Consider the following 14335-nt stretch of genomic DNA (forward strand, 5'->3'; position numbering starts at 1 on the left):
CCGAGAGTTCAGCCTTGTGGCTGGAAACGCTATGTACGGACTGATTACCGTGATTCACGTTTCAACGAATCGCACTCATCAAACTCATCACCCTCATCCAATCCCCAATCATCCTCTGCTTCTGCCATAGGATTTATTGGTGCTTCATCAGCCGGTTTAGGAATATCCCCTCCCGGAGGAACCAGCACTCGATACTCCGCATCGTATACAGCCTCAGTTTGCCCCACCCCAGACTGACTCGGATCTCGATAGCCGTAAGAATATACTGAGCCAGCCCAAGACTTGCTTTTCGGTTCCTGCTGAGCTTCGTAAGCCCTCGGATTTGCCGCTGGAACATCATTTGCCTGGGGTTGATCGGGAAAATCGCGATCGTCCCCCCAATCGTCATCGCCCCCTTGAGAGCCTGATTTTGAGGCATCTGAGACCCAATCGTCCTCATCGTCTGCCGCTGCATAAGTCCCCGGTTGAGCGTAATCCTTCGCCCCATCCGGGTTCGGAGTTTCTTGCTGGAAAGTCCGGGCACTGTAACCCGCCGACGTGCCGTACTCAGTTCGGTAGGAACCAGTAGCCTGAGTTTGGCTATTTTCCCTATTCATCTCCGGGTCAATTCCCTGTTTTCTAGGAGGGGGAGGTGGCGTGTAAGGTGTTCTCCTGTCCTCTGGGAAAGTATCGGGACCGCTGCGACTGTCGCGGCCGGTGCGCTCTCGCCTTGGAGATAGATAATTTGAAAAAGCGAGCAAACCAGAAATCAATAAAGACGTGATAGCTCCCACCGCCATACTCAGCAAAATCCAGATAGATAAGGGCACAGCAGGCGATCGAACTCCCAAAAACACCAGCGATAATGCCGGCTCCACATTTTGCAGGGCAAAAATAGTTAGCCCCACCACAATTACTAGCAACAATACAGGTCGCATATTAAAAATATTAAGAATTTGTTTGTTGTATGTTGTCAGTTGTATGTTGTCAGTTATTGGTTATTGGTTATTAGTTATTGGTTATTGGTTGTTACTGTCAACTGTCAACTGTCAACTGTCAACTGTCAACTGTCAACTGTCAACTGTCAACTAACTTCCTTCTTCTTCCTTCCAGCGTTTGAGAGGAACGCAATCAATCCCCAACTGGTCTAAAGCGCGAGCCACCACAAAGTCTACCAAATCTTCAATAGTTTGCGGATTGTGATACCAAGCAGGAATCGCTGGTACAATTCTAGCTCCAGATTCCGCCAAGGTAGTCAAATTCCGCAGGTGAATCAAGCTAAAAGGCGTTTCGCGAGGCACAAGTACCAATTTTCGCCCTTCCTTGAGCTGAACGTCGGCCGCTCTTTCGAGCAAATCCGAACTCAAGCCAGCCGCCAATTTCCCCAGCGTACTCATGCTACAGGGAATAATCATCATCCCTTGGGTACGAAAGGAGCCACTAGCAATATTAGCACCGACATCTTGCCAGGGATGGCATCGGAGTTTACCCATTGTGGCTACTCCTGCTTGTTCCCGCCAGAATTCCTCTTGTAGCGTCGGTTCTGCGGGCATTCGGGTGTTCTGTTCGCTTTGCCAAACCATGTAGGTAGATTTGGAAGCTACCAGTTCGATCGCGCGATCGGCTTCCAAGAGATATTTTAGGGTTCGCACCGCATAAATCAGTCCAGATGCTCCAGTAACTCCTACAATTAGGGGGTAATTATTCGTCATTAGTTATTTGTTAGTTGACGGTTGACTGTGGTTAGTAATTAGTTGTTATATCAAATATGTTAGCATCACAATTATTCCTATCTCTATTCTATTTATATTCGTCTATCCCTTGTCATGGGCGGTTAATGAGTTCTCTTTTTTGTACCGCAGATGATGGCCCATTAACACAGATAAATTCTATCCATTCCGGTTGCACCGTCCGTGATTTTTTAGTTTTGACCGGATTTGACGCCCGACGATGTTATCGGATGGGATATTAGGCATTAATTATTTATTGATGATTGCTGAGTATAGTTTGTCGCCCACTTCTAAATACTTAGTTGCCAAAAAATGACAACTAAGTATTTAGAAAAGTCAACTGTCAACAGTCAACTGTCAACTGTCAACTGTCAACTGTCAACTGTCAACAGTCAACTGTCAACTGTCAACTGTCAACTGTCAACAGATTATTCATCATCATCAAAAGCTTGACTGCCGCCACCAACTGCAACTAAATCAATTTGCTGGCGGTAGTAGTCAACACTCTTGACTTGAACTTCTACCCGATCGCCCAAACGGTACTGATTGCGGTTTTTGCGGCCCACCAAAGTTTGCTGGCGCGATCGATATTCGTACCAGTCATCCTTTAGCGAAGAAACGTGTACCAGTCCCTCAACACGCAAGATGTCGCTCTCCGGTGGCCGCACCTCTATTTCCACAAAGAAACCGTAAGACTGCACGCCTGTAATCAAACCTTGGAAAGTTTGGCCGGTGCGTTCTTTCATCAATCCGGTTTTCTTCAATCCCTGCAAATCGCTTTCGGCATCCTCAGCAACTCTTTCGCGTTCGGTTAGGTGTACTACTACCGATGCAAACTCAGTCTCAAATTCGTGGTGCAAATCTGGGGGGAGAACATTCCAAGTAATTTGACCGTGACAGGAGGAATGGTGCAAGTCAACTTTTTCCTTAGCCCGTGTTGTGCGACTGCTGCGGCCTTGCTCGAACACCGCTTGCAACACCCGCAGCACCAGCAAATCGGCGTAGCGGGAAAGCGGCGAAGTGCAGCGCGTGTAACCCTCTGACAGCCCCAAACCGAAGTGCGGCTTGGGAGTTGTGCTGTAAACAGCGGGCTTCATGGTGTCTTCTAGCAGGTAGGTGAGAACTCTTTCGGACTTAAGACCGGCAAACTGCTGGGTAAATCGCTGAAAGTCCAAGGGCAAAACTTCTTCTTCGGTTTCGAGATACAGTTCGCCTCCGAGGTTGTTGGAGAGTTTGATGAACTCTTGAATGTCGGCCGGGTCTGGCATCGGCTGGACGCGGTAAATTGCTGGGACTCCCAAGGCTTGCAGGTGAGTGGCGACGGCTTGGTTGGCAAGTACCATCAACTCGGAGACAGCCGACTGGGCGGGGGGAGCCGTTGCAAAAGCTCCTAATTCGCCTTCGTCGTCGAAGTGAGAGTTAGCGTCGGGCAAATTTAGTTCAAAAGCTCCCCGCTTGAGCCTTGTCTGTCTGGCTGCCTGTGAGGCGGCCCCGATTTGATCTAGGAAAGGACGGAGGGCGGAGGATAAAGGGTGCTCTTCGGCATCGCCTGGTTCGAGAATTGCTTGAGCTTGCTCGTAGGTGAGGTGGTAGTCAATTTGAATGACGCTGGCTTGAATCTCGTATTCTAGGAGTTCTCCTGATTCGTCTAGGGTGAGCAGTATGCTGAAGGCCAGCCGTTCTGTGTCTGGCAGCAGGGAGCAGCGCTCGTTGAGGGTTTCTGGCAGTACGGCGATGATTTTTTCTCCCAGATGGGCGGCGGTGCCTCGCTTGCGGGCTTCGCGGTCGATCGGGGTTTCTGGCTGCACGTACTCGGCTGCGTCGCTGATGTGGATTCCTATTTGCCAGCGGCCGGGCTTCAGGGTTTCGATCGACAATGCGCGTTCCACTGGCGGATCGGACAGGAATGATGTTGGATCAAACTCCTTTTCGCCTCCTTCTTCGGAGAGATTTTCCTCCTCAACTTGGGGGGCATCGTTTTCGCTGTTGCTTGTTCCCGGTTCGTTTTTGCTGAAGCTAACAGTCAGAATGTTACGCAAATCTAGGCGTTTTTTGATGTCGGTTTTTTTGACTTTGCTGGGCAAATTTTCGGCGGCTTTGATGACGGCGGCGGGGAACGATCGCGGCAAGTCGTGTTTGCAGCATACGATGTCGAGGTCGTCAGCGGCTTCGGCGTCGGAACCGAGTACCTGTACTACTTTGCCGACTGGGCGGTGCGTGCCGAGGGGGTAGCGTTTGACTTCGACGTGTACTAGGTGGTCGATCGCCTCTTGGAGATTTGTGCCATTTGCGAGCAAGTCTAGTTCAAACAACAGGCGATCGTCCAGGGGGATTGCTCTGTAGCTGACGCGGCCGGTGGGGGTGGCGGTTTGCTTGACTCGCGCCAGTACCGAGGGGTTGGCGCGTTCGAGGATGAGCATGACTTCGCCTTCGGGCGATCGGCGGCGGCTACCTTCTTTGATAATTTTGACTAAGACTCGATCGCCATTCCAAGCTGTCGAGAGGTGACTTTCCCGCACGTAAACGTCTTCTGAGCCTTCGGCGTCTTGAATTGCAAAGCAAAATCCTTTGCTCGAACAGCGCAGTTTTGCTTCTACTACGTCGTCTTCAGCTACTCGGCGATAGCGGCCTTTGTCTTTGACTAATATGCCAATTTTCTCTAGAGCTTCTAATGCGATTTGAAGTTTGAGTTGACTGGTGGCGTCGTTGCAGTCGAGTTTTTTCTCCAATGCTTTAGGAGCCACTAATTTGTCTTCTGTAAAATTTGCCAGCAGTGCAGCGATAGAAAATTCCATGTAGCGATCGATCCTCTTGTTTCCAGCAATTAGTCTAAATTTTGGCGAAATCAGCCGCACCCCCTCGGGCCCTCGCAGTGCCTGCTTCCCAACAAATACGCGGGTTGATAGGTGGAGACGCGAGCACAGCCACCTTGTTTCATCGCGAGGTTTTTTTGAGATTCTCTCCCGACACCGGCTTCGTGCTAATTGTCTGCTGTCTGTCTTGAACTGACTGCTGACGGTGCAGACAACTGTCCCGCACGCTATTCCCCAATACAATTTTTTAGCGTTGGTTTGTTTGCTTTTAGGTCAGCAGCGCCGAGCACTTCGCGAATTAGAAAGCCCCTGTCGGTTCTTAAAAGATGGCTCGATACTGAAAGCGACGGCTTGAGTCGAGGATGAGCCGATGGAGGGATGGAGAGGGATAAAATTTGCATTTCTTCCTTCTGCCTTGTTCCTTCTGCCTTGTTCCTTCTTCCTTTTGAAGTGCCTCTTGCTTCTTGCTTTAGCAAAGAATTTACCGGATCTTTAAGGCAAAATTGCTAGTAGCTCGCTGCTGCGATGCCCCTGTTTTTTTGCACGCGATCGGCCCTTGCGGACGGAGGTGCAACGAGCGGGTCGGGAGCAATCTGTGCTGTAGAAAGTGCAGGTACGCAAACCGGAGACTTTTACTACTTTTGCTTAGTTGCTGTGTCATCTCCTATAGGTAGAAATGACGCCCGGTGCTTGTTAGCTTAAACTGCCGGATGTGGGATGGGGTTTAGTGGCGTGAAAGGTTGCGCGGATGACTCACCTTTAATTTATTGTATGTTGAATAGGTGCTTTCAGAAAATTGTTTTCTCAGGGCTGTACTACACTTAAGTCATAAGCCCCTTCTGGTTTCGGGGTCAAAAAATTATGTTTGCTGAATTTCGCGCCCTTTATCCCGCTGGACAGTTAATTTGTGAGTTGCTGACTGTTCATCACGGTAAGTTTGTTGTTCGCTGTCTGGTTCAGGTTGACGGCCAAACTCTGGCTACGGCTATGTCGGCTGCTGAGTCTGTTGAGGATGCTGAAGACCGCGCCCGGTTGCGAGCGATCGCTGTTCTTGGATCTGCTCAGCCTGCGAGTGCGATCGCGAGTGTTTCTCCTCCGGCTCCGGTTGCTCCGGTTGCTCCGGTTGCTTCGGTTGCTGCCGTTCCCCCTCCTCCTCCTCCTGCTGTTCCGGTTCCGGTTGGGCCGACAAGTGTTCCTCTTCCGGTTCTAGAAATGCCTGTTGCTGACAAATTGCCTGAACCACATCAAAGCAATTTTGTCAAGACTGAAGCGAAATTAAATGAAGAGCCGATCGCACCTGTACCGGAACCGCTGCCGCCAACGGTCGATCGCGTCGAGGCTACTGGGTTTGTACCGAAGCAGTTAGACTCGGACGCTTGGCTTTCTTCTAGCTACGGCGAACCACTTCAGGAACTGGATGTGCCTACTTCTAGCCAAAGTGAACTGCTACAGGGTGCGGCCGAAGTCAGGGAATTGCAACCGATCGCAGTGGGAATCCCCAGCGATGCGATCGAGGATAATTCTGATACGATCGCCCAAATAGACGCCATCCTCAAACGCCTGCAATGGAAGAAAAAACAGGAAAGCGACTGTCTCGAACACAATTACGGCAAGTCGTCGCAGAGAGAGCTTTCTAGCGAACAGTTGGTAGATTTCCTAGAATATCTGGAAATCTACAGCAGAACTACTGAGGAAATCAAGCGGTTGGGCTGGACTCCCAACCAAGGAAAAGATTATCTCAAACAAGGTTATGGCAAAGAAGCGCGCCATTTCTTAAATCAAGTAGAATTGCTCGACTTTCTGCAATATCTCGAATCTTTGCCCTAGTAATTATGTAGGGTTTCTAGGTGTGATGTTTTTTGAGAAAAAGCTACATATAGCAGTTTTCAATTGTATGAAATACAGTAGGAACACGGGACACTGTGCCGTGTCCTCCGCCCCAGCATCTGTACTTCAATTAACAGAAAACTGCTATAGAGCAATCCTCGCATCATTTGTGAATTTCTTACTCCCTCCCCTTGGTAAGGGGAGGGTTGGGGTGGGGTAAAAAATTTGCGACTCCTGCAAGGATTGCTATATGACCGTTAAAAATTAAAAATCAAAAATGAAGAATATTTCCTCATTTTTGATTTTTAACTTTTCATTTAGACGACAGCGGCGATCGGGCGGCTGGCGGAAGGACGGCGATCGATCACTTGATCGACTAATCCGTAGTCCTTTGCTTCTTCAGCCGACATGAAGAAATCCCGTTCGGTATCTTCTTCAATGCGGGAAAGCGGTTGACCGGTATGGTTGGCAAGATGTTCGTTCAGGCGGCGTTTGTGGTACAAAATCTCTTTTGCCTGAATTTCAATATCGGTTGCTTGTCCTTGAGCTCCGCCTAGAGGTTGGTGGATCATAATCCGGGAGTGAGGCAAACTCATCCGCTTGCCTTTAGCGCCGGCACTCAACAGAAAAGCGCCCATGCTGGCGGCCAAACCGAGACAAATAGTGCAAATGTCGGGGCGGATGTGGTTCATCGTGTCAAAAATGCCCATACCTGCTGTTACCGAACCCCCTGGGGAGTTGATATAGAGGTAAATATCTTTTTCGGGGTCTTCTGCATCTAAAAATAGCAATTGGGCAACGATCAGGTTAGCCAAGTCTGAGTCAACCTGTTGGCCCAAGAAGACGATGCGATCGCGCAGGAGTCGCGAGTAAATGTCAAAGGCGCGTTCGCCGCGACCGGATTGTTCTATAACTGTTGGGATCATTGACGCCTGCCTGCCTATTACGTATCTTTTTTTAATTTTAGCGATTAGGGCTCAGTTATAGTTAGCGATCGGTGGCGTGGGAGGGAGAAATCGGCAAAATCCTTGAACTGGGCGGGGTTGGCGCGGTAATTTGTCGAAATTGTGGCGGGGGTGCGATCGGATTTCCGATCCTGCAGGCGATCGATGTTGAGGAAGCGGACATCAATAAACGTTAAATGTTGTTATGTGGCGATCGTATCATTGCCAGAACTTCCATCGCTCGATCGCGGCTGACACTAGGGAAATAATCTAAAAATTCATCGACCGAATCACCAGCTTCGAGATAATCAAGTAGAGTCTCGATCGGGACGCGAGTGGCGATAAAGACAGGATTTCCCTCTAAAATTTCGGGGTCGCTATGAACGATAGTAGCTGCGTATTGCAAAGAAAAGGTTGTGACATCGAGACAATCTTCTTCAGTCCAGGTATCACTTAGCTCGACTACAGCGAGATTTGGCTGTGATAACTTGTTGAGCATAAGAGTTGCCAAGCGCAGCCGCTCTGTTAGTGACAAAGTGCGGACAACTTGGATATAGATTTACTGAGCGGTAGTCGGCATAATACATCATCCTGCCTTGAAAATTAACCTAAACTGGTGTCTCGATCGGAATATCGATCCCCCTTTTCTCATATCATTAGAAGTGCGATCGGCAATCCTTCCGTTGATGCCCTCTGTCGTTCGGGATTTGCCCTAACCCCTTGAATCCATTGCTGATAGGTAACATTTAAATTAATCCAACTAATGAATAAAAATTTTTGGCTTGAACAAATTAAAAAAAGAGAAGTTTTTGAAAGAGCCTATGTCTATGCTATTTACTACCAAATCAAAGAAGATGCCTACTGCAACTTTATTGAAATAACTTACTATAGACAACATAAAGAGAAATTATTTAAAGAAATTGAAGTATCTCTTGAAAATCCCAGTTTATATGAACCTGAAACAGCCTTCTCTTTTTATCTGCCCAAATCAGATATGTTCTTCAGGAGAATGATATACACTCCATTCAAAGACTTGGTAATCAAATTTATTTTGGTATCTGTCTTAGCTGAATTATTGGATTTTACGTTTGTTCAAAATTGCTTTTCACATCGTTTTGATAGAAAATTTGAAAAAAATAAGAAATCCAAGGGATATTTATATAAGCCTTACTATAAAGGATTTAAAGAATTTATAGCTTGGCAACGAGCTCAAGTCGAGAATAGCACTTGTATGCTTAAAACGGACATATCATCTTTTTATGATTCTATATCTCATGAATATCTCCTGTCAGCAATTTCCCGAAAACTCAACATAAGTAATGAAAGTCATTTTATAATTCTCTTTAGTAAGACGTTGAAATTCACAAGTTGTTACTATTCAATAGTGGATGGAAAATTATGTGAAACATACAATACCCAAGGTATACCGATAGGCAATTCAGCAGAAGGCTTTATAGCTAATGTATTACTACATGAAGTTGATGAAGCCTTATTCAATCTAGGTGTAAAGTTTGGCAGATATGTAGATGATTTTCGATTTTTTACCAACAATAAAACTGAATCATTAAAAGCTTTAATAATTCTACAAGAATTTCTGCTAAAAATAGGACTAAATTTAAATACTTCCAAAACCAAAATTATAGAAGCTCAAGAAAAAATCCTTAAATTCATCAAACATTCAGATAAAAGGGGAGTTTATGGAATGCCTTGTGAAGAAGAGGCTGATAGTGAAAATAAGCCAGAAAAAAGGCTAGATAAAACCCAAATTATTAAAGAAATTGATTCTCACAAAGCAAGCGACCAATATGAGGAATTATATTTTTTAAAATATCCCAAAAAAGTTCTAAGAATAGACGATTTTGATGAAGATGAAGCAGAAAAATTCTGTATTTTTATGAAAAGAATTAAATTTAATGCAAAATTAGAAAATCAAACATTTACTAAGCAGATGGAATCTCTTTATATATTGTCCAAAAAGTACCCCCAATATTGGAAAAATTACTCTTGGTTGTTTGTAAAATTTATAGCACTAGATTATAGTAATGATATTCAAAAAATCAGCATTAAATATCTTTTTAAAGTATTTGATGATGAACTTGTTAATATATTTATCAAGACTAGAATTATTCATCACCTAGTTAAGCCACGAAAGGGAGCCCTAACCTATATAGAAAGAATAGGGATGAATACAAAACTCAGAAATAGAATTATTGAACATATAACTAAGCTAATGAAAATTAGTTGTATCGCATTGCAGTTGAATTGTATATATGCTTACTATCTAATTTTCAGAGATAGCGATCATGGACAGTTGCAAGACTTTGTATCTCATAACTTAAAACGTCCAATACCAAAACCGATCCAACAGGCTGTTTATCAGATAGGAACTTTACGTGAAAATAATTCTTCAGGGTTAGTTTCTTTTGAAGAGATTTTGGAGGAGAGTGAAATAGAAGATGAATCTGAAGGCTTGAATTCTAAGTAAAATTGCAATCTTAAAAATCAATATCTTGCTCAGGAGGTTCATAAATAATAAGAAAGCTTTTTGCTCTTGTTGCTCCAACGTACCTATCTACGATATCCCAATCGCTTAATACCAATTTGTTTGGTTTTTCAAAAACTAAAACTATAACATCACTTTCTAGTCCCTTATACATCCCTATATTCGACCAATGAATAGTATTTTTATCTTTATGGGAAAATGAATAGGGCTTAAGATCAAAACACTCGATATATGAATATTGTGAAAATATGGACTTTGATGATGGATACATATCAGTTAATATGACAATCTGATCGGGGAAAACCTTATCATTATTAACTAGATCGGTAATATCTTTTTCTACTAGACTAAAGATATCATCTGTCTCTTCATATATCCGATGTATTACTTCTCTTCCTTCAATTAAGGAACTCTTTATTGGATGGATGCAAGATACGAATGGCTCCGCATATTTGAATATATTGTGAGTGTTTCGACAATTTTTATGTAAAACATTTGGGCTTACTTTCAGAGCAAATATATTTTTATTATTTAAAATTTTTTGATGACTATCTTGAAAAATGTAGAATATTCCATCATCAGGAATCAACTGTTTCAAATCGTTAATTTCCTTTTGCTCAAAGTCTTGTCCTTCGTCAACGATGATTGCTGTAAACTCAAATGTTAACTGAGAGTTTTGTGGTTGTATTTCTTCATAACTATAAACTACACAGTAACCCACTGTAATTTCATCTTGTAAAGCAGCAGCGAGATAAAGAGAAAGGTTATGAGATTTACATATTACGAGCGTTCTAACCTTATGTTGGCATAACCTTCTTGCTTTTTCTATTGCCAACTGAGTCTTCCCTGAACCAGCACAGCCCAGAACAATACACTGAGAATGTAAGCACAAATTATTCAAGGTATCGAATTGCTGTTCTGTTAATTGAAGAATTTCTTGGTTGTTTTCACCAATATCATTAACAATATATTTTTTAAACACTGTACTTGGAGATATGAGGTTAATGATTGAATCTGTCCGCTGCTGTCCAAGTTTTGGAAAATTTCCTGCCGCTCTATAATAATCGAAAACAGAAGATATCCAGCCACTAATATTTCCTAACTGAGGACGTAAAAGTAATATCTCTTGAGGTGCTTCCGAGGGTAGATTATTGGCCACGTCATCCATATCAGGAAAAGCCACACATTGTCCAATACAAAAATCTTTATTTTTAAATTCGTCGTGTTTACTGAGAAAATCCAAAAACTTATACTTAATTTCTCTAGCTTGTTGAAAAGGAGATATCTTCATTTTGTATGGGTTCTGATACCATGCCATATTCAGATGATCGTAGGCGATCTGCCCTCCTTTGGCTTCTAGTATAATAATTCCTCGATCGGGATGAATAATGATGAAGTCAGCTTCCCTATCTTGAACGATATATTTGATGTGCTGCCACCATGCTCCATGAAAAACAACGTAGTCATCACTCAGATTTTTTTCAAAAATTTGGAATAGAGTCTTTTCTGCGTTGCTCTTCGTTGTTGATGATAATTTTTTAGGAATCATTCTTGCCATAACTATTCACCTCTTCTCTTTTTAGATGACTACTACTTTGTTTGTAACTTTTTATATAGTAATTGGAGGATAATTTTTATGGGTGTATAGTACCGCAAAAGGCTTTTGTATGTCAAGCCCCATTAGCTACTACTTGCCAGAGGAAGTCTCCCTTTCAAGCATCTAGTACCTCCCACACTCCGATTCAAGTAGATCAGGCGCTACCCCGAAAAGAGTTATATCCACTACAGACGAAACTACTCAAATTTTAATCGCCCAACCACGGCGATACATTCCATACAAAATTAACCACCAAAATAATACCGCAGTCACGGCAAATGCTAGAGAACCATTGAGCGGCCTCGCCCACGGCACAAACCAGTTTTCATAAATCCAAGTGTAAGTTGTTGGAGCATTTGCACCAGTACCGATATGAGTTTTTAAGAGAATTCTGGCGACAATACCGGAAGCAACAAACAGGAAAATAGCATTCAATCCCATGATTTCAAACGGCCTCCCCCATTTCCAATTTCGCACTTCAATTGTTTCGTAGCAAGCGGCTAGCAATAGCAACGCCCAACCAGCAGTAAAAACTACATAAGAACTTGTCCAAAGTTGTTTGTTGATCGGAAAGGAAAATCCCCACAAGTGGCCGATTACCACGCAACTGAGGCCGCAGATTGCTAAGTTGATACTGGTGCGGGTTTTGATTGGCTGTACTCGCAGCCATTCTCCGGTAAAGTAGCCGCTCAGGACTGTGACAACTGCGGGTAAGGTACTCAATAATCCTTCGGGGTCGAAGGGGCCACCTTTGTACAGATGTTGGCTACCGAGAATTAGCCGATCGACATATCCTCCTAAATTTCCTTCTGGCGTGAGTTCGCCGGCAGTGTACCCCCCTACAGCAAATACGGTTAATGCAGCCCAATAGCCCAAAAGCACGGCAACAGCGAGCAGTTTTTGATTGCGGGGGGAAAGGTTGAGAATGGCGATCGCACTGATGAAATAAGCTAAGCCGATGCGCTGCAATACTCCCATGATGCGGATTTTACCGAAGTTTTCGACCGGGGCGCTGTTGAGAAGCACGTCAAGGGCGATCGAAGATGTATTTAGCAGCAATCCTAATAGAAATAGAATCGCGGCCCGGCGCGCAATTCGCCAGTAAATATTTGAAGAAGGGAGAAGGAAGGAGGAAAAAGGAAGAGGGTTTTTGGCGGATTCGGATTTTTCCTTTGTTTGTGTAATTATTGAGGTTTCTATTCCAATTTTTGGATGATTTTGAAGATATTTAGACAGCGAGAAAGACATCGCGCAGCCAACTATGAACAGGAAAAAGGGAAATACTAAGTCTGTCGGCGTACAGCCGTGCCATTCTGCGTGTTCTAGTGGCGGATACACCTGTTCCCAACTGCCGGGGTTGTTGACTAGAATCATCGAGGCGATCGCAATTCCGCGAAAAACATCAAGGGATTTGAAGCGCATGGGGAAGAAGGGAGGAGGAAGAAGGAAGAGGGAAGAAATAAAAACTACTAATTACAATTACCAAGTACCCATTAGCCCTTAACTAAATTTCAATACCTTCCAGAGTCATGATGACTGCATTCTTCATCAACATATCGCACCTTTCTGCATAAAAAGCTGCTGCCTTATCATACTTGTTGATTTGCAAAACGCGCAGAAACATTTGCCTTGCTTGCGCGAATTGCTGCTGGTAGTGAAAAAAAATTCCCTGTTCAAAATAAGTTTGAGTTTGTGCTTTTAGTTCGATCATTGTCGCCGAGTCGCCATCGTAAATTTCAAATACAGCAACGGGTGTTTGTTTTCCTTTTACTTGAACGCGATCGAGAAACCGGCACTTGTAATGTTGAGGATCGTCTATCCGGCAAAGGGTTTGGACGCTAGCTACAATACCAACTCCATAAAGCTTTGTCAATCCTTCCACGCGGGAAGCTAAATTAACGGCATCAGAAATTACCGTACTTTCCATTCGTTCCGCTTCGCCAATCGTACCTAACATTAAAGTCCCCGTATGCAAGCCAATCCCTATCGAAATAGGTTGATAGCCACTGTTTTGCCTGTGTCTGTTATAAATTTTCACTTGCTGCTGCATCTCAATTGCTGCTTGCACAGCATCTTCAGCCCTGTTAGGAAACAAAGCCATAATCCCGTCACCAATGTATTTATCTATAAAACCGTTGTACTGGCGGATAACAGGGCCAACTCGGCTTAAGTAAGAGTTAAGAAATTCAAAGTTTTCTCGGGGAGACATACTTTCTGACAGACTTGTAAATGAGCGAATGTCGGCAAACATAATCGTCATTTCTGCTTGTACAGAGTCTCCTAGTCTGGCATCAACGATGCTTTCTCTTTTGAGAAACTTCAAAAATTCACGCGGTACAAAACGGGCTGATGCGGCGGCTATTTTTTCGAGTTCGCTTTTGCTGGATTCGATTTGATTGAGTGATCTAAATGCTCTCAGTGCGGTGACTACTGTGGTAAATAATTTTTTGTTAGTAAGTTCTGTTTTGGTTTTGTAATCATTGATATCGTAGCTGACAATTACTACATCTTCTGGTACTTGTCCGGGCTGTCCAGTGCGTAAAATAATTCGCACTACTTGATTATTTAAAATATCGCGGATGTATTTAACTACTTCCAAGCCTGCTTCTTCTGTTTCCATAACTACATCGAGTAAAATCAATGCTATGTCGTAGTTATTTTGGATTATTTCTTTAGCTTCTTTTCCTGAGTAAGCGCTAATAAATGTTATAGTTTTACCTTCAAATTTAAAATCGCTTAACGCTAGTTTAGTAATATTATGAATTTCTATTTCATCATCGACAATTAGTATTTTCCAACTTTCTTCTAGCGGTTTTTCTTCCGCCTCGTCTTCCTCGGCAAATATTAATTCATCGTCCCCCGCCGCGATTAATTCGTCATCGCCTGCAGCCAACAGGTTTTTACTAGCTTCTGACATATATCGTTCTCCTATATAAAAATTA

Annotated in this window: 10 protein-coding genes; 2 read left to right on the forward strand and 8 right to left on the reverse strand. The window is 43.8% G+C overall.

Annotation, left to right across the window (positions count from 1 at the left end; all coding sequences use genetic code 11):
• Window positions 1-44: 44 nt before the first annotated feature.
• The 3 genes from QUB24_RS17445 to QUB24_RS17455 form a co-directional block, all read right to left on the reverse strand.
• Window positions 45-917: a LapA family protein gene (locus tag QUB24_RS17445; RefSeq protein ID WP_333154452.1), complete on the reverse strand. Its 873-nt coding sequence runs from the start codon at window positions 915-917 to the stop codon at window positions 45-47.
• A gap of 150 nt (window positions 918-1067) precedes the next feature.
• Complete coding sequence (locus tag QUB24_RS17450) at window positions 1068-1691, reverse strand: flavin prenyltransferase UbiX (protein ID WP_333154453.1); 624 nt, start codon at window positions 1689-1691, stop codon at window positions 1068-1070.
• Between the two features lie 446 nt (window positions 1692-2137).
• A complete protein-coding gene (locus tag QUB24_RS17455) occupies window positions 2138-4504 on the reverse strand; it encodes a ribonuclease R family protein (RefSeq protein ID WP_333154454.1) in 2367 nt (788 codons plus the stop codon).
• 879 nt (window positions 4505-5383) lie between these two features.
• Between QUB24_RS17455 and QUB24_RS17460 the strand changes: the two genes are divergently transcribed.
• Window positions 5384-6349 (forward strand): hypothetical protein, encoded by a 966-nt coding sequence (locus tag QUB24_RS17460; RefSeq protein ID WP_333154455.1) that lies wholly within the window; start codon window positions 5384-5386, stop codon window positions 6347-6349.
• Window positions 6350-6666: 317 nt separating this feature from the next.
• On the opposite strand, the gene clpP is transcribed toward QUB24_RS17460, so the two are convergent.
• Together clpP and QUB24_RS17470 are read right to left on the reverse strand one after the other, a co-directional pair.
• The gene (gene clpP / locus QUB24_RS17465; RefSeq protein ID WP_006635758.1) at window positions 6667-7275 is read right to left on the reverse strand and encodes an ATP-dependent Clp endopeptidase proteolytic subunit ClpP; all 609 of its coding nucleotides are present in this window, start codon (window positions 7273-7275) and stop codon (window positions 6667-6669) included.
• Window positions 7276-7486: 211 nt separating this feature from the next.
• Window positions 7487-7828 (reverse strand): DUF433 domain-containing protein, encoded by a 342-nt coding sequence (locus QUB24_RS17470; protein WP_333154456.1) that lies wholly within the window; start codon window positions 7826-7828, stop codon window positions 7487-7489.
• Window positions 7829-8056: 228 nt separating this feature from the next.
• Between QUB24_RS17470 and QUB24_RS17475 the strand changes: the two genes are divergently transcribed.
• A complete protein-coding gene (locus QUB24_RS17475; RefSeq protein WP_333154457.1) occupies window positions 8057-9778 on the forward strand; it encodes an RNA-directed DNA polymerase in 1722 nt (573 codons plus the stop codon).
• Window positions 9779-9788: 10 nt separating this feature from the next.
• On the opposite strand, the gene QUB24_RS17480 is transcribed toward QUB24_RS17475, so the two are convergent.
• From QUB24_RS17480 to QUB24_RS17490, 3 genes are all read right to left on the reverse strand, one after another.
• A complete protein-coding gene (locus QUB24_RS17480) occupies window positions 9789-11354 on the reverse strand; it encodes an NERD domain-containing protein (RefSeq protein WP_333154458.1) in 1566 nt (521 codons plus the stop codon).
• A gap of 240 nt (window positions 11355-11594) precedes the next feature.
• Complete coding sequence (locus QUB24_RS17485; RefSeq protein ID WP_333154459.1) at window positions 11595-12815, reverse strand: heparan-alpha-glucosaminide N-acetyltransferase domain-containing protein; 1221 nt, start codon at window positions 12813-12815, stop codon at window positions 11595-11597.
• Between the two features lie 82 nt (window positions 12816-12897).
• Window positions 12898-14310 carry an adenylate/guanylate cyclase domain-containing protein gene (locus tag QUB24_RS17490; protein ID WP_333154460.1) on the reverse strand — a complete coding sequence of 471 codons (1413 nt, stop codon included), beginning with the start codon at window positions 14308-14310 and terminating at the stop codon, window positions 12898-12900.
• Window positions 14311-14335 lie beyond the last annotated feature (25 nt).

The sequence above is a fragment of the Microcoleus sp. B9-D4 genome, assembly GCF_036705105.1.
Classification (GTDB): Bacteria; Cyanobacteriota; Cyanobacteriia; order Cyanobacteriales; family Microcoleaceae; genus Microcoleus.

Excerpts from the sequence above, each read along its gene's own strand:
- QUB24_RS17445 (WP_333154452.1), bottom strand. The coding sequence starts at position 917 with ATGCGACCTGTATTGTTGCTAGTAATTGTGGTGGGGCTAACTATTTTT.
- QUB24_RS17455 (WP_333154454.1), bottom strand. The coding sequence starts at position 4,504 with ATGGAATTTTCTATCGCTGCACTGCTGGCAAATTTTACAGAAGACAAA.
- QUB24_RS17480 (WP_333154458.1), bottom strand. The coding sequence starts at position 11,354 with ATGGCAAGAATGATTCCTAAAAAATTATCATCAACAACGAAGAGCAAC.
- QUB24_RS17450 (WP_333154453.1), bottom strand. The coding sequence starts at position 1,691 with ATGACGAATAATTACCCCCTAATTGTAGGAGTTACTGGAGCATCTGGA.
- QUB24_RS17460 (WP_333154455.1), top strand. The coding sequence starts at position 5,384 with ATGTTTGCTGAATTTCGCGCCCTTTATCCCGCTGGACAGTTAATTTGT.
- QUB24_RS17490 (WP_333154460.1), bottom strand. The coding sequence starts at position 14,310 with ATGTCAGAAGCTAGTAAAAACCTGTTGGCTGCAGGCGATGACGAATTA.
- clpP (WP_006635758.1), bottom strand. The coding sequence starts at position 7,275 with ATGATCCCAACAGTTATAGAACAATCCGGTCGCGGCGAACGCGCCTTT.
- QUB24_RS17475 (WP_333154457.1), top strand. The coding sequence starts at position 8,057 with ATGAATAAAAATTTTTGGCTTGAACAAATTAAAAAAAGAGAAGTTTTT.
- QUB24_RS17485 (WP_333154459.1), bottom strand. The coding sequence starts at position 12,815 with ATGCGCTTCAAATCCCTTGATGTTTTTCGCGGAATTGCGATCGCCTCG.